The organism is Listeria cornellensis FSL F6-0969, assembly GCF_000525855.1.
GTDB lineage: Bacteria > Bacillota > Bacilli > Lactobacillales > Listeriaceae > Listeria_A > Listeria_A cornellensis.
In genome coordinates this window covers 85952-111566 of sequence record NZ_AODE01000008.1, presented here as the reverse complement: position 1 = coordinate 111566, position 25615 = coordinate 85952, and the positions used below count along the sequence as shown (strand labels likewise).

22 protein-coding genes and 5 pseudogenes are annotated in these 25615 nt (G+C 40.3%); 18 read left to right on the top strand and 9 right to left on the bottom strand.

Annotated features, from left to right (window positions below; translation table 11 throughout):
* Positions 1-7 precede the first annotated feature (7 nt).
* Complete coding sequence (locus PCORN_RS03355; protein WP_036077528.1) at positions 8-154, bottom strand: teichoic acid D-Ala incorporation-associated protein DltX; 147 nt, start codon at positions 152-154, stop codon at positions 8-10.
* A 442-nt stretch (positions 155-596) separates the two neighbouring features.
* Between PCORN_RS03355 and rpiA the strand changes: the two are divergent.
* Positions 597-1296 (top strand): annotated as a pseudogene (rpiA, locus tag PCORN_RS03350) (ribose-5-phosphate isomerase RpiA).
* A gap of 64 nt (positions 1297-1360) precedes the next feature.
* Here rpiA and PCORN_RS03345 read toward each other — a convergent pair.
* A complete protein-coding gene (locus PCORN_RS03345) occupies positions 1361-1972 on the bottom strand; it encodes a CPBP family intramembrane glutamic endopeptidase (RefSeq protein ID WP_036077575.1) in 612 nt (203 codons plus the stop codon).
* A gap of 156 nt (positions 1973-2128) precedes the next feature.
* Between PCORN_RS03345 and PCORN_RS03340 the strand changes: the two genes are divergently transcribed.
* Positions 2129-2977: a hypothetical protein gene (locus tag PCORN_RS03340; RefSeq protein WP_051999215.1), complete on the top strand. Its 849-nt coding sequence runs from the start codon at positions 2129-2131 to the stop codon at positions 2975-2977.
* 254 nt (positions 2978-3231) lie between these two features.
* Here the strand turns inward: PCORN_RS03340 and PCORN_RS20030 are convergent, their stop codons facing one another.
* From PCORN_RS20030 to PCORN_RS17770, 3 genes and pseudogenes are all read right to left on the bottom strand, one after another.
* Entirely contained in the window at positions 3232-3432 is a 201-nt protein-coding gene (locus tag PCORN_RS20030) for a hypothetical protein (protein WP_077913766.1), read from the bottom strand.
* A gap of 13 nt (positions 3433-3445) precedes the next feature.
* Entirely contained in the window at positions 3446-4432 is a 987-nt protein-coding gene (locus PCORN_RS03335) for a phytoene desaturase family protein (protein WP_077913765.1), read from the bottom strand.
* A 185-nt stretch (positions 4433-4617) separates the two neighbouring features.
* Positions 4618-4804 (bottom strand): annotated as a pseudogene (locus PCORN_RS17770) (YkvS family protein); the annotation flags it as partial.
* A 329-nt stretch (positions 4805-5133) separates the two neighbouring features.
* Here PCORN_RS17770 and PCORN_RS03325 point away from each other — a divergent pair.
* The 3 genes and pseudogenes from PCORN_RS03325 to PCORN_RS03315 all read left to right on the top strand — a co-directional run bounded on the left by PCORN_RS03325 (position 5134) and on the right by PCORN_RS03315 (position 8640).
* Entirely contained in the window at positions 5134-5400 is a 267-nt protein-coding gene (locus tag PCORN_RS03325) for a phosphocarrier protein HPr (protein ID WP_036058844.1), read from the top strand.
* A complete protein-coding gene (ptsP, locus tag PCORN_RS03320) occupies positions 5400-7118 on the top strand; it encodes a phosphoenolpyruvate--protein phosphotransferase (protein WP_036077526.1) in 1719 nt (572 codons plus the stop codon). Before PCORN_RS03325 ends, ptsP begins: the two co-directional genes overlap by 1 nt.
* Before the next feature lie 657 nt (positions 7119-7775).
* Positions 7776-8640: pseudogene (locus tag PCORN_RS03315) on the top strand (NAD(P)-dependent oxidoreductase).
* A gap of 55 nt (positions 8641-8695) precedes the next feature.
* Here PCORN_RS03315 and PCORN_RS03310 read toward each other — a convergent pair.
* Together PCORN_RS03310 and PCORN_RS03305 are read right to left on the bottom strand one after the other, a co-directional pair.
* A complete protein-coding gene (locus PCORN_RS03310) occupies positions 8696-9847 on the bottom strand; it encodes an aminotransferase class I/II-fold pyridoxal phosphate-dependent enzyme (RefSeq protein WP_036077525.1) in 1152 nt (383 codons plus the stop codon).
* Positions 9848-9938: 91 nt separating this feature from the next.
* Positions 9939-10346 carry a YkyB family protein gene (locus tag PCORN_RS03305; protein ID WP_174391357.1) on the bottom strand — a complete coding sequence of 136 codons (408 nt, stop codon included), beginning with the start codon at positions 10344-10346 and terminating at the stop codon, positions 9939-9941.
* 272 nt (positions 10347-10618) lie between these two features.
* Here PCORN_RS03305 and PCORN_RS03300 point away from each other — a divergent pair, with 272 nt between their 5' ends.
* The 6 genes and pseudogenes from PCORN_RS03300 to PCORN_RS03275 all read left to right on the top strand — a co-directional run bounded on the left by PCORN_RS03300 (position 10619) and on the right by PCORN_RS03275 (position 15358).
* A complete protein-coding gene (locus PCORN_RS03300; RefSeq protein ID WP_036077515.1) occupies positions 10619-10837 on the top strand; it encodes a hypothetical protein in 219 nt (72 codons plus the stop codon).
* A 278-nt stretch (positions 10838-11115) separates the two neighbouring features.
* Positions 11116-11340 (top strand): YkuJ family protein, encoded by a 225-nt coding sequence (locus tag PCORN_RS03295; protein ID WP_036077512.1) that lies wholly within the window; start codon positions 11116-11118, stop codon positions 11338-11340.
* A gap of 722 nt (positions 11341-12062) precedes the next feature.
* Positions 12063-12497 carry a cyclic-di-AMP-binding protein CbpB gene (cbpB, locus tag PCORN_RS03290; RefSeq protein WP_036077510.1) on the top strand — a complete coding sequence of 145 codons (435 nt, stop codon included), beginning with the start codon at positions 12063-12065 and terminating at the stop codon, positions 12495-12497.
* 15 nt (positions 12498-12512) lie between these two features.
* On the top strand, positions 12513-13391 hold the full coding sequence (locus tag PCORN_RS03285; protein WP_036077508.1) for a LysR family transcriptional regulator: 879 nt from the start codon (positions 12513-12515) through the stop codon (positions 13389-13391).
* Positions 13392-13440: 49 nt separating this feature from the next.
* Positions 13441-14151: a 2,3,4,5-tetrahydropyridine-2,6-dicarboxylate N-acetyltransferase gene (gene dapD / locus PCORN_RS03280; protein WP_036077506.1), complete on the top strand. Its 711-nt coding sequence runs from the start codon at positions 13441-13443 to the stop codon at positions 14149-14151.
* A gap of 81 nt (positions 14152-14232) precedes the next feature.
* Positions 14233-15358 (top strand): annotated as a pseudogene (locus PCORN_RS03275) (N-acetyldiaminopimelate deacetylase).
* A gap of 35 nt (positions 15359-15393) precedes the next feature.
* Here the strand turns inward: PCORN_RS03275 and PCORN_RS03270 are convergent.
* The gene (locus PCORN_RS03270; protein WP_036077505.1) at positions 15394-16236 is read right to left on the bottom strand and encodes a mechanosensitive ion channel family protein; all 843 of its coding nucleotides are present in this window, start codon (positions 16234-16236) and stop codon (positions 15394-15396) included.
* A 130-nt stretch (positions 16237-16366) separates the two neighbouring features.
* A complete protein-coding gene (locus PCORN_RS03265) occupies positions 16367-19699 on the bottom strand; it encodes an immunoglobulin-like domain-containing protein (protein WP_159102520.1) in 3333 nt (1110 codons plus the stop codon).
* Between the two features lie 327 nt (positions 19700-20026).
* Here PCORN_RS03265 and PCORN_RS03260 point away from each other — a divergent pair.
* The 7 genes and pseudogenes from PCORN_RS03260 (at position 20027) to PCORN_RS03230 (ending at position 25516) form a co-directional block, all read left to right on the top strand.
* A pseudogene (locus PCORN_RS03260) lies at positions 20027-20519 on the top strand (PTS sugar transporter subunit IIA).
* 102 nt (positions 20520-20621) lie between these two features.
* Positions 20622-21314, top strand: coding sequence for a copper homeostasis protein CutC (locus PCORN_RS03255; protein ID WP_036077503.1), 693 nt, complete (start codon positions 20622-20624; stop codon positions 21312-21314).
* A 109-nt stretch (positions 21315-21423) separates the two neighbouring features.
* Positions 21424-22296 (top strand): CvfB family protein, encoded by an 873-nt coding sequence (locus PCORN_RS03250; protein WP_036077500.1) that lies wholly within the window; start codon positions 21424-21426, stop codon positions 22294-22296.
* 142 nt (positions 22297-22438) lie between these two features.
* Positions 22439-23152, top strand: a complete 714-nt coding sequence (liaF, locus tag PCORN_RS03245) for a cell wall-active antibiotics response protein LiaF (protein WP_036077498.1) — start codon at positions 22439-22441, stop codon at positions 23150-23152.
* A complete protein-coding gene (locus tag PCORN_RS03240; RefSeq protein WP_036077495.1) occupies positions 23149-24204 on the top strand; it encodes a sensor histidine kinase in 1056 nt (351 codons plus the stop codon). Before liaF ends, PCORN_RS03240 begins: the two co-directional genes overlap by 4 nt.
* The gene (locus tag PCORN_RS03235; protein ID WP_036077492.1) at positions 24201-24839 is read left to right on the top strand and encodes a response regulator; all 639 of its coding nucleotides are present in this window, start codon (positions 24201-24203) and stop codon (positions 24837-24839) included. The genes PCORN_RS03240 and PCORN_RS03235 overlap by 4 nt, the downstream gene beginning before the upstream one ends.
* Positions 24840-24856: 17 nt before the next feature.
* On the top strand, positions 24857-25516 hold the full coding sequence (locus PCORN_RS03230; protein ID WP_036077490.1) for a potassium channel family protein: 660 nt from the start codon (positions 24857-24859) through the stop codon (positions 25514-25516).
* The last annotated feature ends 99 nt before the right edge of the window (positions 25517-25615 follow it).

Here is a 25615-nt window from a genome sequence, read left to right as displayed (position 1 = left end):
TTTTCTTTTAAAATTCATTATAAATAAATGTGGTGTCGTTCGGATTTTTGAAGCCATAGAACCAAAGCAAGCCGAGTAAAACAACCAGATAAAATAACGTTTTCCAGATAAAAATAGCTGTTGGATGGAACATCGCTGTTTTCCATTTCTTCATGTCGCATATCACCTCGTATATTTCTTTAATATTACAAATGTTAAAGTAGAGTGTCATGTATTTATATAATGTAACGCATTTGCTTTGAAATGTCCAATTACATTTTTGTAAGGTTGTGTAAGGGGTACTACAGGAGTGCCTAAATTAGCTTTTTCAGAACGAAATGTAGGTGAAAATACTCTTTTAAAAGTATAGAAAAATACACCAGATTACCAGTTAAGTCAAATAATAGCTTTCTAAAGCGATTTCTACAGCATTTAGAGCTGAAATTATGAACTTTTTGTGAATTTTTCTAAAGAGCTTTGTTTTTCCAATTAAAGGTCTTTTATATCTGTTAATTGGTATTTAAATGCTCCAATATGTCGTCCTGTAATATGACTATTTAAGAGAATATAGGATACGGCTATGCGAATCATTGGAAATTATATATAATGTAGGGAGTATGAATTTTTTGAGGGGGCTAGTAGTAGTGAATACCAAGCAAATTGCGGGAGAAAAAGCATGTGAGTATATTCAAGATGGTATGGTTGTTGGGTTAGGAACGGGATCAACAGCCTACTACATGATTCAAAAACTAGGTGAACGAGTAGCAGAGGGCCTAAATGTGACAGGTGTTGTTACTTCCAAAGCAACGGAAAAACTAGCATTGAAACGTAATATTCCCTTGATGGACTTGAACGATGTCACGGAAATCGATTTGACTATCGATGGAGCGGATGAAGTAGATGCAGTGTTTCGAGGCATAAAAGGTGGAGGTGGGGCTCTTTTATTTGAAAAACTTGTCGCCCATGCGTCGAAAAAAAAGTATCTGGGTTGTCGGCGAAGATAAAGTTGTTGCAACGTTGGGAGCCTTTCCGCTGCCTGTTGAAGTAGTACCATTTGGTTACAAGCAAGTAGAGCGCCAATTGGAAGTTAGAGGTTATAATCCAGTGTTACGTCATCATGAGGATGGTAGTATTTATGTGACGGATAGCCAAAACTATATTTTAGATTTACAAATGAAAGAAATAACGAATCCAGAAGACCTGAACGATTGGTTAAACAATCTACCAGGTGTTGTGGAAAATGGTTTATTTTTAAACTATGCTACCTCTGTTGTCATCGGCTTTTCAGATGGTAGCGTTGAGGTTCGCGATAAATAAAATAAAATCGGCATGTCCAATTCGACATGCCGATTTTATTTTAGCTATTGTGATTTCATTCTAATTAATAGATTGGTAAAATGAGTAATAATAATAAATTAAAAGTCCAATGCGAAACAATTAAGAGTGATAAACTTGGGCGTTTGATGTAGATAAATCCCCAGTATATAGATGCTAAAGTTGCTGCTAGGGCAATGATGAAATTGCCACTGAACAACATGAAAGCACCGTTCAATGCAGCCATTATGAAGACGGCAACCCACGGAATTAAGTCATGCTCTAATCGTTTTAATACAAAGCCACGCCAGAAAATTTCTTCTCCAGGAACAATGGCAACAACAAGTAATAACCAAATGAGCAATGATTCAGGTTCATACTTTCCATATCCTTTCGCAACAAGCATATCGAAATTACCTGGAATAAATTTCAGTAGAAGTGCCCCAATATAAAACAAGATATAAAGGATAATACCACTAAAAATGCCTGGGATTATATTTTTTAGAATAGAAAATTGTTTTTTTAATTCATCATTTAATACGACCCAACTAATAAGAAATAGCATGGAAGCGCCATATAAGTACCAGAATACAGAAGCGTATTCAAAGGTGACATACATTAATCCCGCTGCTAATAAGATGCCTAAATAAAGGCGGTAATCAATCTTGCTGCTTTTCAATTTTTCCACCTCTTTACTCCATTACCATCTATGAATACTTTAATGGAAAAGAACATATTTAGCAACAAGGAACTCTTTTAAATGGATGTTTTTTTATAATTGATTGTAGTTTTGGTGAAATCATTTATAATTAGGGAATAGGAGTTGATTGCTTTCATGGTAGAAAAAAGATTTCGATTTTTCGTTTGGCTCTATATGGCCCTCTTTTTCGTTGCAGTGATATTGATTGTTTTGAACGTATTGCCACTTCGCTTAACTGAGATTCATGCCTTGTTCTTTATTGTTTCGGGTGTTTTTGCAGTTATATTTTTAATTCTGCAATATGGGAAAGGACTTGGGTCGGCGATTACGATACTCATTTTTGCGGTCAGTACGAGTATTGAATGGATGCAAACAAGTCTAACAAATGCTGGACAGCAAAACGATGTTACGACAGATTTTGGACTGGTTATCAATGGAATACCTGTTGCGTTTGGATTTATTTGGCTAGTTCTGATTGTTGGAACGCACGTTATTTCCCGGGAAATAACGTTGAAAATTAAAATAGATTGGATTCGTGGAGGTATCTACGCGATTATTGCGGCTACAATGGTGATGGTATTTGAAATGCTGATAGAACCTGTTGCGATGCAAGTGAAGCAGTCCGCGCTAGATAGTCCGACATTGACGATTATTCAAATGACAGATGCAGCGAATTGGTGGACGCTAGGGCTTATTCTTCATTTGATGATTTACTTCATGCTTAGCTTAACGGATCAGTGGGGCAAACTGCATTTCCCAACGCTGAAATCGGAACTTGTCCTCGTTTATTGGATTGTTCTCTCATTCTTCCTTGTGTTAGGCTATTTTATGGGATTATGGAGTATTTTACTCGTGACTTTGATAGGAAATATCCTATTTACGGTCTGTTATTACCTTAGTTTAGAAAGCGATACGAAGAAAAAAAACTGTTGCATGAGTGTAATTGCAGCAGTTTTTTTTGTGATTAAGTATTTTCTTTATTGAACTGACGAACGACGATATTGGCACTTTCTAAGATGAATGGAAGGCTATTTGCTGGATGTGTCGCACCGCCCACGATTTTCATATTTTTGATGGCTGGTATTTTATTCGGTCGAAATGGGCCTAGCTGTGATAAGTTATGTGTCAGGTTGAAGATAGCGCCTTTGAAAATATGATAATCATTTTCCCAATCGTATGGCGTGATAATTTTTTCTGTGAGGATATGGGACTCTAAATCAGTTAAGCCAAGTTTCTTCTCAATAGTTTTTTAAAACAAGTTGACGCATCGCAGAGCTTTCTTTTTTCCAATCAATCGTGCTGTTGTTGTTAGGAACAGGTACTAGAATGCGCAGTGTGGACATATCTTTTGGTGCCATTGTTTTATCGACAGCGGTGGGGTATGTGATATGGATAGACAAATCTTCAGGAATGATTCGTTGGCGCATAATTTTGTCCATATGACTACGAAAATCACTCGGAAATAGAACGGTATGAACATTTAGAGGAAGCGTTGTGTCTAAACCGAGATACATGGCAAAACCAGAACAAGAATATTTTTTTTTGATTCAATTTTTTAAGGTTAACAGGTGCTTTTGTATTAGAAAAGAGATGGCTCATTGTGTAGGCATAGTCTGCATTCAGAAAGAAATAATCGCCTTCCACTAACTCTCCGTTTTCGAGTGTAATGGAGGTGATGGTTTTGGAAGCTGTATTTATTTGCTGGACCTGTTGATTCAGGTGAATTTTTCCACCGTTCTCCTGTACGATTTCACTCATGGCTTGAGTGAGACGATTGATGCCACCGACAATATGAAAAATGCCAAAATAGTGCTCAGCAAACGGAATGACAGAAAAGGCACCGGGCGTTTCCCAAGGCGACATTCCTAAAAATTTCGTTTCAAATGAAAAAGCTAGGCGTAACCGCTTATCCTCAAAGTACTTGGCGAGTTCATCGATTAAATGATTCCCAAGGGTGAGACTAGGAAGCGCTCGTAATGTCCGCATTCGGAAGATAGACCAAAGCGATGTGAAAGGTTCTTGCCATAAAGGTAGCAGGTAAATCATTTTCTTGGCATTATCATGCATAAAACGATCATAGTGTTCCTCCTCACCTGGGAAAAAACGAGCAATTTCATTTTTCGTTTTGTCGCGATTAGAAGAAGGGCTAAAAATAATGTCTTCTATATAGAGACTATAAAGAGGATCTAGTGAAACAAGTTTGATGTAATCTTGAATATTGCGGTTACAGTCTGCAAATAGGGCTGTCAGTACATTCGGCATATTTAAAGCGGTAGGCCCTAAGTCAAAAGAGAAACCGTCCTGTTTTAAAAGTGCTGTTCTTCCACCAATTTCAGATGCTTTTTCATAAATATGTACGTCGTGACCTTGTTCTGTGAGTTGCATGGCGGTCGCTAATCCACCTGGACCTGCGCCGATGATAACGATTTTTTTTGACATGTTTGTTCACTCCAATTAGCGGTTTTTGCACAAAAAAAACACGAAGGTATAATGAACCATCTTAAAAATGGGATTATAGACCTTTGTGCAAAGGATTGTGGAAATACATAAGCCAGTTTTTTATGAAAGCCATTTTCTGACATAGTACGCCGAATTATTTTTATTATCACTATTTTTATTTTTCTTTCGCCTATTGAATGGATGATCTTGTACTTTTTGTGATTGACCACAGTTTTTTTCTTCAATAGCTAGATTTTTGAAATTTTCCATTAGTGTTAAGTCTACAATGACAGAGTTTTCGTTTATTTTCTCAACGACACCTGTCAGGCCATCTTTGAACTCGATAATGTCTCCTACTTGTGCTTTTGCCATGTTTATCACTCCCGATTCATAGAAACGTTAATAAAAGCAATTCACTAAATATAAAACTTTGTCTCCATTTTGCCTGAAAGATGATGGGAATGCAAATGAAAGACCTTGTAAGCGTTGTGAAAATGTCTGAAATTGGTCACGTTTACCACTAAATGATAGCGGTTTTAAAGAAAATACGTGAATTCATCATAAATTTGAATTAAATAGTTGTGTCAGGTGCGAAAACATGGTAATGTTTTTTAATTGAGGGATAGTCTTTTTTTTGCTGAATTTTTTTTTTAGTGAGAAAAGTCACAATAAAATTTCTTATATGAAGGAGAATGTAAATTATGGAACAAGCAAGCTTTGTAGTAATCGATGAAACAGGAATCCACGCACGCCCAGCAACTCTTTTAGTTCAAGCGGCAAGCAAATACAGCTCGGATGTACAAATTGAGTACACTGGCAAAAAAGTTAACTTGAAATCAATCATGGGCGTTATGTCTTTAGGTATTGGTAAAGGCGCTGACATCACAATTTACGCTGAAGGTAGCGACGAGAAAGACGCAATCGTGGGTCTAACAGAAGTGCTTAAAAAAGAAGGCTTGGCTGAGTAATGGTTAAGGAATTAAAAGGTATCGCAGCATCCGATGGTATCGCTATCGCGAAAGCTTATTTATTAGTGGAACCAGACTTGTCTTTTGACAAAACGGAAGTTGCTGATACAGAAGCCGAAGTTAAACGTTTTCAGGATGCAGTTGCAGTTTCTGGATCGGAGCTTGGCAAAATTCGTGATATCGCGAAGGAAAGCTTAGGCGAAGATAAAGCTCAAATTTTTGATGCGCATCTTTTGGTTCTAAATGATCCAGAACTTATTACACCGATTTCTGAAAATATCACCAACAATAAAGTAAACGCAGAATCTGCTTTACAAGAAACAACAGACATGTTTATTGGCATGTTTGAATCGATGGATAACGAGTACATGCGCGAGCGTGCGGCTGATATTCGTGATGTTCGCAAGCGTGTTTTATCGCATCTGTTGAACGTAACGATTCCAAATCCTGCGCTAATTGACGAAGAAGTAGTTGTAGTCGCTAAAGACTTGACACCTTCCGATACGGCGCAATTGAACCGTAATTTCGTTAAAGGTTTCGTAACAGATATCGGCGGACGTACTTCTCACTCGGCAATCATGGCGCGTTCACTAGAAATTCCTGCTGTTGTAGGTACTGGTGAAATCACGCATGATACGAAAGAAGGACAAATGATTATTGTGGATGGCTTGGAAGGCAATGTTATCATTGACCCAACGGCTGACCAAATCGCTCATTATGAAAAAGTGAAATCTGATTTTGCGGCGCAACAAGCAGAATGGAATAAGCTTAAAAACGAAGCAACTGTTTCTAAAGATGGTCATCATGTGGAACTTGGCGCCAACATTGGTACGCCAGAAGATCTGACAGGTGTAATCGCGAACGGTGGAGAAGCAGTCGGACTTTATCGTACAGAATTCTTGTACATGGGTCGTGATAACTTCCCAACCGAAGAAGAGCAATATGAAGCTTATAAAGCCGTACTTTCTGGTATGGACGGAAAAGCTGTGGTTGTTCGTACACTCGATATTGGTGGCGATAAAACGTTACCGTACCTTGATTTGCCACATGAAATGAATCCATTCCTTGGTTTCCGTGCGATTCGTTTATGTTTTGCGAACAAAGATTTATTCCGTACGCAATTACGTGCTTTACTGCGCGCAAGTGTTCACGGCAATCTAAAAATCATGTTCCCGATGATTGCTACAGTTAATGAATTCCGCCAAGCCAAAGCACTTTTGGAAGACGCGAAGAAAGAACTTTTAGCAGAAGGTGTGGCAGTTTCTGACACAATCGAACTTGGTATTATGATTGAAATTCCAGCAGCGGCGATTCTAGCGGATCAGTTTGCGAAGGAAGTTGATTTCTTTAGTATCGGAACAAACGATTTAATCCAATATACAATGGCGGCAGACCGCATGAACGAACAGGTTTCCTACTTGTACCAACCTTACAATCCTTCTATTCTACGCCTTGTGAAAATGGTTATTGACGCAGCGCATAAAGAAGGCAAATGGGCTGGTATGTGTGGCGAGATGGCTGGCGATCAAACGGCTGTACCATTACTACTTGGTATGGGCTTAGATGAGTTCTCTATGAGCGCGTCAAGCATCCTTAAATCACGTTCTCTGATCAAACGCTTAGATCGTACAGAAATGGCGAAATTAGCGGAAGAAGCATTACAACAAGCGACAGAAGAAGATGTTGTGGTGTTAGTAAATAAATACACAGCTGAATAAGTCAGTCAGCGAACCGACAAACGATCATCTGCGTCGTTAAAGGCTCTGTTCCGGTGCTCATGTACAAATCGTACATTCCGCTCCGGTACTCGCCTTTGCTTAGCAGCTAATCATTTGTCGGCCCGCTGACAGTTTGGCGAATCAGAAATGGTTTGCGTATTGACACGAATGCCCGGGGATGATTCCTCGGGTTTTTCTTTGTGTCGATGTATGTGAAATGATGAAATCTGTCGACCGTCAGTAGTGCAAAAACTATAGGGCATCGACAGATTTGTTGTAATGCCTGGTATCAAATGGTTTAACGTAGTTTTGAGGCGGGGAGATGTAAGGTTAGATAGGTGAAAAACGTAGATTTAGTATCGGTCGACAGAATGGAGGTCTTAAGGTATGATGGGAGTAGGGCTAAAAAGTCACGGGTTTTTATCTAAGTAATGTGAAATGTAAAGATAGAACACCAGCCGATAGACTGAATAAATGGTGTCTGTTTTTATCTAAGTAATGTGAAATGTAAAGCAAATTAAGGCATTAGGATTAAGTTTTTAAGAAGGAGTTTTTATCCAAATAACTTAAACCCGACCGCTCCTATTTGCAATTTCCCCAAACCAGATGTAAACTTTGTCTATACGAAAAGTGAACGACTAAAGGAGGAATTTCTGAATGAAGAAAATAGGGTTTGTTGGTGTCGGGGTCATGGGTACAAGCATGATTCAGAATTTGATGAAGGCTGGTTTTGAGGTACATATTTATACGAGAACGAAATCAAAGGCGGATGCGGTTATTCAAGCTGGAGCGATTTGGTATGATACACCGCAAGCGTTGGCGCCGAACGTGGACGTGCTGATTACGATGGTTGGTTATCCAACAGATGTCGAGCAGCTGTACTTGGCGGAGGACGGATTTTTGATCAACGCTTCGTTCTGGAGCTTTTGCAATCGATATGACGACTTCTTCGCCGAATCTTGCTAAACACATTGCGGAAGAGGGCAAGGCGGCTAGTATTGCGGTGCTTGATGCGCCCGTTTCTGGCGGTGATATTGGTGCAAAAAATGGAACGCTTACCATTATGGTTGGTGGGCAAGAACAGGATTTTGCGGCAGTCGAACCGGTTTTGAAAGCGATGGGGCAGAGTGTTATTTTGCAAGGGGCACCGGGGGCTGGTCAGCATACAAAAATGGTGAACCAAATCGCGATTGCATCAAACATGATTGGTGTCACCGAAGCGATTGTTTACGCGAAAAAAGCGGGTCTGGATCCTGAGAAAGTTTTGGCGTCGATATCGGGTGGCGCGGCAGGAAGTTGGTCGTTATCGAACTTGATTCCGCGTGTACTAAAAGACGATTATTCGCCGGGATTCTTCATCAAACACTTCATCAAAGATATGCGAATTGCGCTGGATGAGGCAAAACAAATGGGTCTGGAGCTACCGGGACTTGCGATGGCGGAACAAATGTATCAGCAGTTGGCGGAGTCTGGGTTTGCGGATAATGGGACACAAGCTTTAATTAAATACTACGAAAAATAAATAAAAAAAAGCTCTGTGCGTAACGCGAAATGTGGCGTCATGTACAGAGCTTTTATTATGCGTATTTTTCCATGAATGTATGCATCCGATCCATCGCTTCAGCTAACTGGCTGAACGATGCAGCAAAGGAAAGCCGGAAGTAACGATCGCCTTTTTCTGAAAAAGAAGAGCCAGGAACAACGGCTACTTTGGCGACCTCTGCCAGCTCAATTGCCCAGTCAAATGAATTTTGCGGAACAGAATCGGGTAGTTTTGCAAAGAAGTAGAAAGCGCCGTCGGGTTCGATAATCGAAAAGCCCATTTTAGTGAGTCGATCCTGAACAAAACCCGCGCGCGTATTGTATTCTGTACGCATTTGGACGGCATCATCTTTACCATGCACCAGCGCTTCTTCAGCGGCCTTCTGAGAGATCGAGGACGCACACGTTACGGAATATTGGTGAACCTTAATCATTTGGCTTGTAATCGCTTCAGGAGCCATTAAAAAGCCGATACGCCAACCGATCATCGCGTGGGATTTGGAAAGCCCGTTGATGACAATCGTCTGTTCGCGAATCATCGTGGCAATCGAGGTATGCGTTCCAAAGAAAGTCAGCTCGCTATAAATCTCATCTGCAATGACAAAAATACCAGTTTCGCGAACAACCTCGGCAATTTGCTCTAACTCCTCAAGTGTCAATGTCACACCAGTAGGATTAGACGGATACGGCAAAATGAGTGCTTTCGTTTTTGGCGTAATCGACGCACGTAATTGTTCAGCTGTTAATTTGAAAGCCGTCTCGGTCGTATCGATTTTGATAGCTTTAGCCTCCATCAAATGAATTAATGGCTCATATCCAGGATAAATCGGGTCTGGCAACAAGACCTCATCACCAGCCTCTAAAATCGTTTGTAGCGCTACATTAATTGCTTCTGTTGCGCCCACTGTCACAATAATTTCGTTCGTACTATAGGACAAATCGTATTTATCGTGAAAATAAGCAGAAGCCGCTTGCAAAAGTTCCGGAGTACCCGCGTTTGGTGTATAATTCGTGAAATCGTTGTTAATCGCTTCTATTGCCGCCTGTTTTACGTGCATAGGCGTTGGGAAATCAGGCTCTCCAAGCGTTAACTTGATCATATCGGGAATCCCCGCAACACGTGTATTAAATTTCCGAATACCACTAATTTCAATTTCTTGCACAGACTGTCGTAATTGTTTTGACATGGATAGACTCCCTTTCTATAAAACATCAAAATTATTTCTTCGGATAAGACGTAACTCTTGATTTATTGAGGTTATGCTCAAAACGTAATATTTAGCGGAAATATGGGGAGGCATTCTCATAAAACGCAGATTTTTTGAGAGGATCTGGCTTCACACCAGTGTAGTTCTCGAGCGTTGTCTTGGCATGTGACAACGACATTCTGACTTGATTCGTTGTTTTAATTGGTTGCATAGTCCCAAGGTGTGGTAGGTCTTTCATATCTTGTTTTTGCGGTGGAAGATGAAACAGAAAACCGTGGCAATCAATAAGAAGATTAGAGTGTTGGTAGGACTTTTTCGGGTTGTTTGAAAATTGTAGACCTAGCTTTTTTGCTTGGCCTTCTGTTAATAGTTTTTCAATCGCGGCTTTCTTCAATTGATAAAGATAGCGTGGATCGATTGCGGCTTTGCTATGGCGATTCACAATAAAGATCGCTTCGGCAATTTTTTTTGCTCGCATAATTCATTGTATCCCTCCTTTCCAGTTATAACTAATTATACCGGAAAACGCGTGGAGAAAAAAGGGAAACTAGAGAAAAAAAATCAAAAAAAATCGTAAATGTGTCGGCAATTTTGCCCATTTCGTTAAATAATGCAACATTTCTTGAATAATCGGACAATTTTTTTTTGAGAAGACTTGTGTTCTGCTAAAAATTCGAGTATACTATCAATAATGATAATCATTTTCAATTAGGGAATGATGTTAACGTTTTGGAAGGGGCTTGATGGAATTTGAATAAAACAGGCAAAGTAGAATCATTTTATTTCCCAACAAAAGACGGGATGTTAAAATTGCATGTATATGGTTTTAATCCAGTTGGTTCCTGGGGCGAAGTTTACACAACCCTGAATGAACAAACAGTGTGCGTGAAAGGCTTTCATCGTCAAAAAACAATTATGCGTTCAGTGAAAATGATGCTGGATACGAATATAAATAAGAAACAAGGTTGATTTTGTGTTTAGTTATGTGAGTAAATTGGATATAGTTTTGAGGAAAGGCGTGAAATGAGGGATTGTGACCTTTGATTTTGCGTTTTTTTTTGTAGTTTGGAGGAAAAATAGGTTTCAAGGAATGGGATAGGAGGAAAGCAGTAATAAGGAGTCGAAAATTATTTGTTTATTATAAATTTTACAGAACGCTTGCTAAATAGGTGTAAGGTGCGATAAAATCTGTTAGTACGGTTTAAATAAATGATAATCGGGTGGTTGAATAGAGAGGAGAATGTACAATGTCTCAGTTATTGGGAATTATTCAACGTTTACAAGCAATGCAAGAGGATGACACAGCGGACACGCAATCGCGAAGATTCGAAAAAGATGGAGAGCCGTTGTGTGAAGTACGTTATTTCCACGCTTCAAATTCTTATGAAATTGAAATTTACGGAGATAAAAATAAATATCAATTCGATGATATTGATATGACGACGCTAGAAATCTTCGAAATCCTGCAGTAAGCGACTAATACGAAACAAGACTAGTCTCCAGTGAAAAAATGAATAGTAACGGAAAGATTACCAAAGACGACAAACTCTGTTGCTTTTGGTAATCTTTTTGTCTGAAAAGCGGAAACAGCCCAGAAGAAAAGCGGAAACAGCCCGTTATGTTGATGAACTTTCAAACCGCCGTTTGGTTTGATTTAGTGAATCAATAGGCAGTGGAGCAAAGCGAGACTGACAACCTTTTATTTGCTAGGAGGCGCAGAGAAAACCTTCTTTTGGTTTTTGCGGAGGCACCGAAAATTCCGAGAGGGTGGCTGTTGGAGCTAGCCCGCGAAACAAGGATAAGTAAGAGGAACAAAGCGTTCCCGCGCCCAAAATGGCCGAACATGAACAACCGCAAAACAAAGTCTAAATAAGCAAAAACCCATACATAGCTTTACATAAATTTCGTCAGCGAGAAAACCTGCTGTGTAGATACCGAACATGGTTCAGCGTATGGATTGCATATTGAGGCTTTAAATCGGCAAGTGATCCCTCATAAAAACCTCAACAATTTCCCGATCCCCAACATCCATCCCTTTAGAAACACCAGCCTTTATGGTAAAATAGACATGAACAGGTTTGAACGATTCACTTTTAGGCTAAATATACAAAGGATTAGAATAGCAAGCGCTATCCCTAAACGTTTGAAGCCAATTTTCAAACAGCCAATAAAGAACAGAGATGAGGGGGATTGTATGATCTCTAGTAGACTAGGAAATTTTTTGAATGACAAATTAGAAAATTATATTATATCCGCTGAAAAAGTAGCGCATGTACAAATGGGAAATAATTTAGAGCATGCCTTGTTAGTTTTAACAAAATGTGGATATTCCGTAATTCCCGTCTTAGATTTTGAATTTAAGTTGCATGGGTTAATTAGCTCGGCGATGATAACCGATTCGATTCTGGGAATGGAACGCATTGAATACGAGCGCTTGGAAGAATTGAAGGTAGAAGACGTGATGCAGACGAAAATCCCTGTTTTAACGAATGCACACGACATCGAAAAAATAGTGAAGTTACTTGTGGACAACCCGTTTATTTGTGTGGTCGATGAGGAAGGCGTTTTTGAAGGAATTATCACGAGGCATGTCATTTTAAAGCAAGTGCAACGCTATATTCACGAATAGATTGGAGAGAGTCGATTGATTGTCACAGAGTATGAATTATTAGTTTGCTTAGCGGCGGAATTAAATATGCGCAAAAGTGCTGAGAAGCTATTTCTGTCACAACCAGCGCTCTCCCAACGACTTCAAACGATTGAAAGTAGATGGGAAACCAAAATATTTTTACGCACACAAAAGGGTTTGTTATTGACGCCAGAAGGGGAAGCGATTGTTCAACATGCAGAGCGCGTGATTGAGCGTGAACGGCAGATTCAGGAACGTTTAGAGGCGCAAGATGGAATTGTTCGTGGAACGCTAAAAATCGCTTGTGCTAGCATTGTGGCCCAAATGTGGTTACCTCGTGTACTGAAGCAATTTATAGAAACGTATCCCGATGTGCATATTTCTGTTGTCACGGGTTGGAGTAGCGAAATTCACCAAACACTCGTCGATGGATCGGCACATGTTGGTATCGTTCGCGGAAATGTAGCTTGGAAAAGTATTCAAAAACCGCTGTTTCAAGATAAGCTTTTTCTTGTGGATAAAGAGATTACACGCTTAGAAGATGTATTAGAATCGGAGCGGCCGTTTATCCAGTTTCAGAGCGATTCGAATTACTATCAGGTGATTCAAGACTATTGGCAGCGCAACTTCGGAAAGATGCCGCGTCAAGCGATGGTAATGGATCAGATTGAGACGTGCCGCCAAATGGCTTTTAATGGCATCGGTTTCGCAATTTTGCCAGAAGTGACATTGATCGGAGCAAGTGAGGATATTCATAAAATTCCGCTCGTCGATAAGTCAGGTGAAATTTTATGTCGAGATACGTCTTTGATTGGCTATGAACAGTCACTTGCGCTGCCACAGGTGAAGGCGTTTCTCGAAATTGTAGATAAATATCTTGAAACTCACTACTAGCTGTGGCACTATTAGAACGAGGCATATATCTGAAAGGGGTTATTCATTCATGAAACAAATGGACGCGCATCAAATTATTTCATTCATTCAAAACAGCAAAAAGGCAACACCGGTAAAGGTTTATATGAAAGGCGATCTCGCAAGCATCGCATTTCCAGAAGATGTGAAAACATTTATCTCAGGAGACGCTGGAACAATTTTTGGCGAATGGGCGATTGTTAGCGAATTGCTTGAAACAAATAAAGATAAATTAGTGGACTTTGTTGTGGAAAACGATCGTCGTAACTCGGCAATTCCATTACTAGATATGAAAAATATTAACGCACGTATCGAGCCCGGTACGGTTATTCGCGATCAAGTAGAGATTGGTGATAACGCGGTAATCATGATGGGCGCAAGTATTAATATTGGTGCTGTGATTGGCGATAATACAATGATTGATATGAACGTGGTACTCGGTGGACGTGCAACGGTAGGTAAGAACTGTCACATTGGTGCTGGATCGGTGCTAGCAGGTGTCGTCGAGCCACCATCCGCCCAACCAGTTGTTGTAGAAGATGACGTGGTTATCGGCGCAAATGTTGTCGTTTTAGAAGGTGTGCGCGTTGGTAAAGGTGCGGTCGTAGCAGCGGGTGCAATCGTAACGAAAGACGTGGAACCATTCACTGTCGTAGCGGGAATTCCTGCCAAAGAAATTAAAAAAATTGATGCGAAAACAAAATCAAAAACTGAAATCATGCAAGAACTTCGCCAATTATAAAAAGGAAGAAGCATTTGTTTATCGCATGAGTTCAGACTTTTGTGGGGAACAAGTGCTTCTTTTATTAGGAGGATAAAAACGATGCCAGAATTGAATCCATTTATTAAATTACGCCGGGAGTTGCATTTAATCCCTGAGGTTGGCTACGAAGAATTCAAGACGCAGCAATTTTTACTGGATTACATAGGAACATTACCACAAGAGAATCTTGAAATAAAAACATGGCGTACCGGAATCTTAGTCCGAGTTGCAGGTGTGGCTCCAACGAAAACCATCGGATACCGTACAGATATTGATGCGCTACCAATTACCGAAGAAACGGGATTACCTTTTTCGAGTCTCCACGAAGGAAAAATGCATGCATGCGGCCATGACTGCCATATGAGTATTGCACTTGGTCTCCTGACTCAATTTGCGAACGATCCGCTTCGTGACAATCTTCTTTTTATTTTCCAACCAGCAGAAGAGGGACCAGGTGGCGCAAAACCGATAATGGAGAGCGCTGAATTTAAAGCGTGGTGGCCAAATACGATGTTTGGACTCCACATTGCGCCCGAATACAAAGCTGGACAAATTGCCGTGAAACCAGGCCTTCTTTTTGCGAATACATCTGAATTATTTATCTCGTTTAAGGGAAAAGGTGGGCACGCGGCATATCCACACTTGGCGAATGACATGGTCGTAGCAGCCAGCGCCTTTGTCGGCCAAATGCAGACGATTATTAGTCGCAATATTGATCCATTAGATGCGGCAGTCATTACAATTGGACAAATCCGAGGCGGCGAAGTTCAAAACGTCATTGCGGAGGAGGCCTATTTGGATGGCACGATTCGCACGCTTTCCAAAGAGACCATGGATATTGTGTGGACGCGGCTCAAGCAACTCGCAAAAGGATGGGAGGAAGCCTATCAATGTGAGGTCCGTTTTATTGCCGGCTCTGATTACGTCGAAGTAGACAACGATGAGGTGGAAACGAATAAATTCATTGACTACTTACAAAAAAACGCATCCAGAAAGTTATATCGCCTGCAAAGAAGCAATGACAGGAGAAGACTTTGGCTACTTCTTAGAAAAAATTCCTGGGTTCATGTTCTGGCTTGGCGTCGATTCGGAATACAGCCTTCATCATTCTAAATTAAACCCAGATGAAGCGGCGATTCCATTTGCTATCGACGTTTTAACAGGTTATTTAAAGAGTATAAAATAAGTAAAAACCTCGAGTTTACAACTCGAGGTTTTTACTTATTTTCCAGGTTCTAGCGGTGCTAAATAAGAAAGCGGAAGTTCGATCTGATGACGAACCAGTTCTTCCCGTATATCTTTCAATAAATTCCGTTGTACTTCAAATTGTTCACCGTTTACCGCTTTCCCCATGACACGAATCATCGTATTTGTCGCGCTAACTTCCTGTACACCAAGCACAGTAGGTCCATCCACGATATTTTTATTCGTCGCTTTTTCCTGCTCACAAACGCGTTTTATAATATCCATCGCGAGCTGGGCGTCGGCTGTTGGCGCAATTTGAACATCGACCAATATCCGCATGTTTCCACGAGAATGATTACTAACAATCATAATTTGCCGATTGGGAATAAAATGTAGCGTGCCATCGAAGTCACGAACCTGTGTCGTCCGCAAGCCTAGAGCCTCCACATTCCCGTTCACCTGCTCTAATGTAATACTGTCCCCAACATCTAATTGTCGCTCCAGTAAAATAAAGAAACCAGTCACGACATCACTCACAAGGCCTTGTGCTCCAAAAGCAATCGCTAAACTCGCCACTCCAGCTCCCGCGATAATCGCTGTTACATTAATAAAATTCTGCAAAATTAACATGGCAAATGTGAAAAACATAATGTAACCGAACACATTCATAATTAGGCCTTCTAATGTCTTGGCACGACTCTCTGAAACCATCTGTTGTGAACGATATTTTCGAAAGAAGCTCCGAATTAGTTTACGCCCAATCCAGCCTAAAATAAAATATAAAACGAGCAAAACGACGATGCTAATAATTTTAGAAACAGAATCGAGCCAAAATTTATCCCAATCAATGCGTTCAAACCATCGAGTTATAAAATCCAATCATGTCACTTCCTTCTTTAAATAAAGTCTTGTAACCATTCTAACAAAGAAAAGTGAGCCGTGTCTAGATAAAAAAGATTACGCAGAATTGTCTCCACGTAATCTTTTCCAAACTATGTTGTATCTATCCTTAAAAAGAAAGACTCATTTTCGAAACTTCTCTATATTGTTCATCCACGCCAATTATTTCCACGATATCACTTGGCTTCGTAATAAAGTAATTTGTACTCGTGAATGTATAGTTCCCGTCATGTGTAGTGGCTTGCTGTACAACTTTACCGTTTACCCAGAGGCGAACTTTTGAGATATTTTTTCCGAAAGTACCTGTGATTAATTTATCGCCCATCTGAAAAGTATTTGCTGTTAGTTTCTTATCAAGTGGAGACAGGTCTTTTAGAGGGACAGTAATCCGATTGAGCTCTTTGTATTGCGTATCAACACCAACAATTTCGACTTTATCGGAAGCGTTGTTTATAAAGCTCCCAATATTTGTGAATGTGTAGTTACCATCTGCTGTAGTAGTAGCTTGAGTAACCACTTTACCGTTAATCCATAGACGAACTTTTGAGATACTCTTTCCAAAAGTACCACTTAATGTGCTATCTCCTATCGTGTAAGGGGATATGGTTAAACCAGTAGTCGTGATAGTTGAATTTTTGATAGTAACGGCAATCCGTTTTTTCTCAACATAGGAAGCATCGACACCAACAATTTCGACCTTATCTGTTGCTTTGGTAATGAAGTTGGCCGCGTTATTAAAAGTGAAGGTGCCATCTGCGTTGGTTGTAGCTTGCGTGACTACCTTATCATTAATCCATAGACGAACTTTGGCAATGTTCTTGCTAAAGGTTCCTGTTAAAGCACTATCACCGAGTGTATACTCATCTACTGAGAGTGCATAAGGATTAGCGGGAGCCATGACGGTTTTGGTAGTAGATGGACTGATTAGATCACCTTGTCTATAGGAAATTTCTATGCGCATACCAGGTTCTAATTTGATGATTGCTCCAGGGGAATAGTAATCTAGGGATAAGCTGAATTTGCCATCTTGTTCTGTCGCATAACCATATTTTTGGGAAGAGCCATCGAGATTGTAAATATTAAATGTGACACTATTATTAGACACTGATTTTCCGGATATTTCCGTATCGTTAGCATAGACATCATTTAAGATCGGTGCTTGAAGTGGGTTTTTGGGATTTAGTTCAACATTCGGTAGAACATCTTTATATTTATTTAGTAAAGTTGATTTGTTAGGTTCGTCTAATGATTGGATTGCTAGAAGTAAATCATCTTTACCTGCCACATAGGGACTAGTAAGCATAGAATCATTGGAGCGTATTATTTTTGCTGCTTTTTCAATGATTGTAACTAGATTGTCTTTTGCAGTTGTGGTACTATCTTTTTGTTGTAATCCTGATTTTGTAACTAGGAATGTATGTGTGCCAGCTGAAGGATTAGTGATAGTTAGGTTGTCGATAGATAGAAGAGCAGGATCAGCATGAAAAACACGAATTTGATAGCCTTCTTTTATCGTCGTTTCTTCTGTACCGAGTTGGAGATTGCTATTTGCAATGGTTTCTCTTGAATAAGTGATCTTGCCCGCGGAATCAAGCACTTCTATTTTAGAGTAGAGGCCTTGTTTAGTAGGATTTGCGTTGACAAAATTGTTTTCAATGGAAAGTTTTTCGTTATTTAAATCAACATGAGCAGTGGTATATTCACTGTTATTCACACCTTTAAAATGAATATCTTGTTTGATTAATTCGGATGCTTGTTTGGCTGTATATTTTATAGGAATACTAGTAGCGCCATTTTTAACACGAAGATAATGTGAATCAATGTTATACTTAGTCGCATCACCTGTAGGTAAATCTAATGTGTAAATACCGACAGGAAGACTACGAAGTGCTATGCTTTTACTAGTTAAGCTAACTTCGCGAACCACTTTTTCCCCATTTCTGATGATTAGAATCTTATCTTTTATTTGAGAAAAGTCGTCGATATCAATTTTAAGTGTTACATTACCAGTTAGGTTCGTGCCTGCTAATTGATCTGTATCCACTAGCGAATAAGAAAAGGGAAGATCTAATTGTGTTTGTACAGTTGGTAGTTGGTCTGCAGTCACTAGTTCTGTAAGTGGAGCCACAGGTTTATCCTTCTTGTAGTAGTTTTCTATTTGTTGTTTCTGTGAGATATTTCCTTTGGCAGAGGTTAGGACTGGCGTAAAGTCAAAACCACTTGCTTCTTCATAATATTTTGAGATCAGATCTAGGAGTAGCAAGTTATTTCCACTATAGTCAGGTTGGTTGGTCAATTTACGAAATTCTTGATTAAAGTGGGTGAAACCCTTGCTATCTGTCTTTTCATTAAGTGCGAGAAGTAGATCATGTTTTGAACTTCCCTCCCAATTTTGCAAGGGAAGATGGTCTTGTTGCCATTGTTTTATCATTTGACTTTCACTATTCGCCTTCCCACCATTAGCATAATATCCACTTTTTGTATAGAAATCTTTTCCGAATTCCTTTTTTTGATAAGCGCTAACGTATAGGTTATTCCATACTTCGTTTACATCAAATCCCCAAGTGTTGGCGTTCATGGCGGCGTTAACCATTGGATCGATGAAACTACCTTGATAACCATGTCCAATTTCATGAAGAGCAGCTGTAGCCCAACTCTTAGAAAGCCAGAGATTGGCAACACTATCGCCAGTTTCAGAAGTGAAATAAGAGTTGTAAGTAGCAAAAGACCCAGATGTTCCCTTGACATTTGCTTTGAAGAAATATTTATTAGGGATATTTTTGTCCGTTAAATTAATGGGTGTGAAAGAAAGACCAGCTACTTTGTTAAATGTTTCAAATACATCCGTATAGTAGTGGATTAAATCATTGATAGAGCTGAAATCTTCCATATTTTTTAAATAAGCTTCGTCTTTTTGAGGAACTAGCAACTGGAAATACTCTGATGTAACTAGTCCGTAGGGAGCTTTTTCTGAATCCCATTTCTGGAAAAATTCTGCTTGATTATCATTGGTTTGATAAATAGGTAAATTTTTCATTTGGTCGGTGACACGATATTCTAGAATAGGTTTTTCTTTCGTAAAGGGTGTTTCGATAAAGGGAACAAGGTCTAATGGACTTTCTAAGTTACTCCACTCTGATGTAACATAAGCAGTAGGTTGCTTGACGCCATCTCCTAAAAAATAAACCTTGAGTTCGTCTGTAAATTTCGGATTCACTTGACGCATTTCCAACTTTACACCTGCTGGAACAATGATTCCTAGTGCTTGTCTGTCATGATAACGACCTTTTGTCATTCCTGATTTATCTAACCAGGTAGGTTCTTCTAAAACATAAGCTTCTTTCGTACGTACTTCGTCTGCATGTACAGGTGGTGAGAAGCCTCCAATTAGAATACTTGCAAGTAAAACAAAAAATAAGGGAACCATCTTTCTTTTCATCATTTCTACTCCTTTTTGAGATATGTTGCATCTCGCATTAGTATGCAATAATTGCATCAAAATAATCTTACAGCTCTTATCATAACTTTTTACGGGAGAAGAAAAGTACAGTATTTCCGCTTTTTGGTCGATATAAAATGAACATATTGTCACAATTCTACTAAGTTTGTGTTTCGTTTTGGAAATCAACTATAGTCGAAAAGTCAATCTTAATTGTCATGCTAGAAACGCTAATGATACATTTTTAGTTTTGAATGTACCTATCTATGTGCCTTTTTATACAGATTTAAGGTACAATGAGAGAGAGAACTTTTTTAGGAGGAATAGATGATGTTTAAGAAGATGTTCAAAAAAGATAAACAGGAAGCGGTTGTATCACCAGCTACAGGCCAGTTTGTAGAGCTGAAAGATGTGCCGGATCCCGTTTTTAATCAAAAAATGATGGGCGAGGGTATAGCTGTGAAGCCAATAAATGGAACGGTTGTAGCGCCAGTTACAGGTGAAATTATTCAAGTGGCGGATACGAAACACGCATTTGGAATTAGATCGGAACTCGGTCAAGAAATCCTTGTGCATATTGGATTGGAGACGGTTGCGTTAAAAGGAGAAGGGTTCAAAGTCCTTGTTTCTCTGGGTGATAAAGTGACTGCTGGACAACCGATTGTGGAAGCAGACCTTGATTTTATTGAAAAAAAATGCGAGTAGTACGGTGATTCCGATGGTTGTAACGAACAGTATGGAGAATAAATATGATTTTGATTGGAAGACTGTAACGGACGTTGTTGCGGGGCAAACAGTTGTATTTGAATCGAAAGCAAGATAAGTAGTAGGAAGGCATTGTTCTATGGCAATGCTTTTCGTTTCTTTTCAGGTGAGATTAGGATAGAATAAATACATAATTATTGAGGGAAAAGGAGTGGTGGTTATGGTACTTGAAGTTATTGTTGAGAATATACGGGAAGCGTCGCAAGCAGAGCATTTTGGTGTGGATCGTTTAGAGGTTGTTTCGGCTATTAGTGAAGGTGGTTTGACGCCGAGTTATGGCGCTATCAAGCAGATTACGGAGAATATTAAAGTCCCGGCGATGGTGATGATTCGTCCGCATAGTCACTCGTTTCACTATGATGATTATGATATCGCGATGATGCAGGAAGATATTTTGATGGCAGGCGAACTGGGCGCGCATGGCATTGTTTTTGGTGCTTTGACGAAATCCGGAGAAATCGATCGTGATTTGCTGGAGAATGTGATTGACTGGAAGGGCGATATGGATTTGACGTTCCACCGGGCGATTGAAAGTGCGCAAGACATTGATAAAGCGTACGCGGTTCTTCGAGAGTATGGCAATAATATTACGCAAATTTTGACCTCAGGTGGCGGGGATAAGGCGACGGACACGTTAGATCGTTTGAAAAAGTGGGTTGCGGATAGTCAAGCGGATAGGACTTCTTTTGAAATTCTGGTAGGAAGCGGCGTGACATCGGATAATATTGGACTGTTGCACGAAGCGCTTCATAATACGCAGTACCATGTTGGCGGTGGCGCGCGTTTGGATGGTGATTTTAGCAAAGGGCTCGACGCGACGAAGATTAAAGCGTTGCAGGAAGCGATTAAATAGGATGGAAGAGTCGAGCTGAGGATGGTTCGGCTTTTTTTCTCGGATTGGGCTGTACCGACGTTAGCATTTAAGCTATAATAGGAACAGAATAACTAATGAGGTGGAAAAGTTGATAAATATGATTGGAACGGCACAAATGATGACCGTTATTGCAAAAGAGGAAGAATATTTTATGCTTGAAAAACGCGGCGTGGAAGTGAAGTTACCGCTGACAAATGCGTCTAATTTGAATTTAGCGGTTGGTGATACGGAAACCGTGTTTATTTACCGTGATTATGATCATGAGGTTGTGGCCACGACGATTATTCCGAACGCGCAAGTTGGAAAATTTGCTTGGGGAACCGTGACGGATGTACGTAAGGATTTAGGTGTCTTTGTGGATATCGGTATTCCAAAAGATGTCGTTGTTTCGATGGATGACATGCCAGCGCTCAATCACTTGTGGCCGAAAAAGAATGACCGATTAATGATTATGCTACGTGTGGATGAGAAAGAACGGATTTGGGGTGTGCTTGGTGAAGAGCATGATTTCAAAGCGATCGCAACAAAGGCGACGCAAGATATGTTTAATCAAAATGTGACTGGGACGGTTTACCGCTTGTTGAAAGTTGGAACGTTTGTGATTACGGAAGATGGCCATATTGGCTTTGTTCATGAGACAGAACGGACTTCGGAACCACGATTAGGTCAAAAGCTAGATGCGCGTGTGATTGCTGTCAAACCTGATGGCACGTTGAATTTATCGTTACGTGGACGTGTGCATGAAGTGTTAGGCGACGATGCAGAAATGATTTTGACGTATTTACGAAGCGTCGGTGGCAAAATGGCTTTTTCCGATAAATCAGATCCAGATGCTATTCGCGCTAAATTTGGAGTCAGCAAAGCGCAGTTTAAGCGGGCATTGGGTAGTTTGATGAAGGAACGCCGGATTAAACAAGAGGATGGCTTCACGTATTTAATAGAAGAAGATAGCGAAAAATAAGACTTAAGATGGAGAGGTAGTTCGAGCCACAGCGGCTGTTGTGACTACATCAAACTATTTATAATGGGAACAGAAGTTAATATTCTAGTTACCCGTTATTTGAGTCTAACTCAAAATTTAACAGCAAAGGGGGTGTATTCAGATGAAAAAATTAGAAGGCTCGTTTATTTTCTTATTCTTAGTTCTAGTCGCAGTGGGTATCGCATTTGAGATGCTTTTCAGATGGGAATTACTTGTGTTATTTGCGATTGGTATTTGCTTTTTATTTACGTCACGAAAAGAAGGTGTTCCGAAAAAGAAGGCTCGGTCCAGACTTTTTATTGCGGCAGTATTTATTTTGATTTCTGTACTTTTAACCGTGACATTCAAAATTGGTTTAGTCGTTGCTGGGATATTCGCCGTGTACTATTATGTGAGTCGCAAGCGAGCGCCACAGTTATTAATGGTGAAAACCAAGGAGACGGCGGAAAATATGAATCCGCGCAATACGTTTATTCGCAATCAGTGGTTTGGTAATCAGCGGGTGCTAGATGTGGTATATGAATGGGATAATATTAACATTCAGACGGGCATTGGTGACACGATTATCGATCTTGGAAACACGGTATTACCTACGGGCGAGAGCGTTGTTTTGATTCGCAGTTTTTCAGGGAAGATTCGATTATTAGTGCCGTTTGATTTGGGGATTTGTCTGGAGCACTCAGCGATTTTCGGGCATTTACAATATGACAAGGAAAGTACGGTCGTGCAAAATGACACAATCAAGCTTTATTCGGATAATTATGAGAAGGCGCCGCGTAAAGTGAAGATTATTACGTCGGTTGTGCTTGGTGATTTAGAGGTGATTAGACTATGACGTTCACTCGTGCTTCGATGGCGACTACGACGGCGTTGCTGCTACTAGCCTCACTCGGAACAACCGTTATTTATCAATCGGGCGGCGATATTTCATGGTACGACCTTTTGATTGATAAAAAGATTTTTTACTTGCCGTTTATCGTTTTTATCGTATTGATGGCCATCTCGATTGGGCTTATTGTTGGGGCAGTGATTGGTTATATTATTAAGCGGAAATTCGAGGCGATTGACTTTTCATTGCGGCTTTTGGAGCAAGGGGAATTGGAGAAGAAGCCGGCGGATGATGAGGAAATTTATGCCGAGATTCAGCAGGTGTATAAGCAAATTGAGCGATTACGTGATAAGATGAAGGCGCAGACGATTATGACGCAGGAAATTGCGAATGAGCGCGCAGAAACTACCGGCCAAACAAAAGAGGCTATTTTAGCGGAGGAGCGGCATCGGATTGCGCGTGAATTGCATGATTCGGTGAGTCAGCAACTTTTTGCGGCGATGATGCTTTTGTCGGCACTCAATGAACAGAGTGAGAAGAATGCAACGCCAACGATGCAGAAGCAATTGAAGATGGTGGAATCGATCGTGAATGAATCCCAATCAGAAATGCGAGCGTTATTATTACATCTACGTCCGATTCAACTAGAAGGTAAGTCGCTGAAAACTGGGATTGAGCTATTGCTAAAAGAACTGACAACGAAACTCCCGATTCAAGTCGAGTGGCAAATCGAGGATATTTCGTTTCAAAAAGGAATCGAGGATCATTTGTTCCGAATTGTACAGGAGCTGCTTTCCAATACATTACGTCATTCGAAGGCTAATTTGCTGGAAGTTCGGATGATTGTGATTGATAATCTAGTCGTTTTAAAAGTGGTCGATGATGGAATCGGCTTTGACATGAATAAAATGCGAGCTGGTTCTTACGGTTTACAAAATATGCGTGAACGAGTGGCTGAATTTGGTGGCTCGATTAAAATCATTAGTTTTCCTAAAAAGGGAACGAGTGTGGAGATTAAGATTCCACTGGTGAAGAAAAAGGATGTGAACGGCGAATGATAAAAGTTTTACTAGTTGATGATCATGAAATGGTTCGAATCGGTGTGTCAGCGTATCTTTCGGTGCAAGATGATATGGAAGTCGTTGGAGAAGCTGAGAACGGTCTCGAAGGCGTGAAGCTTGCGATGGAGTTGCGTCCGGATATTATTTTGATGGATTTAGTGATGGACGAAATGGACGGTATTGAGGCAACGCAGGAAATTATGCGTCAGTGGAAAACGGCGAAAATTATCATTGTGACGAGTTTTATTGATGATGAGAAGGTGTATCCTGCGCTTGAGGCGGGTGCGTCGAGTTACATGTTAAAAACGTCGACGGCAAGCGAGATTGCGGATGCCATTCGTGCTACATACGGCGGGGACTCTGTGCTAGAGCCAGAAGTGACAGGAAAGATGATGCAGCGTTTGACGGCGAAACCAGAGAAGAACTTGCATGATGATTTGACAAAACGAGAAAATGAAATTCTATTGCTGATTGCAGAAGGTAAATCGAACCAGGAAATTGCGGATGAACTTTTTATTACATTAAAAACAGTGAAGACGCATGTAAGTAATATTTTGTCGAAGCTGGATGTACAAGACCGGACGCAAGCGGCGATTTATGCGTTTAAACACGACCTTGTTGATAAAGAGTAAGGGGGCGGATTTTTGCGATGAAAGAAGGATTTGCAGTTATTGGTTTAGGACGTTTTGGCGGTAGTATTTGTAAGTCGCTAGTCGAGCAAGGGATGGAAGTACTGGCGATTGATTCGAATGAGGAGCGCGTGAATGAGTTCATGTCGATTGCGACGCATGCGGTCATTTGTAATTCGACGGACGAGAATGCGTTGCGCCAACTCGGAATTCGGAATTTTGAGCATGTGATTGTTTCGATTGGTGAGGATATTCAGTCGAGTATTTTGACAACGCTGATCTTAAAAGAGATGGGTGTGAAGTATGTGACGGCCAAGGCTACGAATGATAAGCATGCCAAATTGCTCGATAAAATTGGAGCGGATCGGGTTGTTCATCCAGAGCGAGATATGGGGCGTCGCATCGCGCATTATATCGTGTCTAAAAATATGCTGGATTATTTGGAGCTTTCCGATGAGTACAGTTTGGTTGAGATTTCGGTTTCCAATCGTCGTTTCTTAGGTAAAAGTCTGCATGAACTAGATTTCAGAAATACGTTTGGCGTGAATATTGTCGGCATTAAGCGTGATAAACAGATGATTATCACTCCAGAGGCAACGGACGTGTTGCAATCGAGTGATGTGTTGATTGTTATTGGTAGTGATGATGATATTGAACGATTACAAGAGCAGATTCAATAAAGTGAAAGGGCGAAGTAGCGTTTGTGTACTAAGCCTTTTTTATTTTGCCTATTTTTAATGTCTAATTGGCGAGAAAGAAGGGTATATGAGAAACAACTA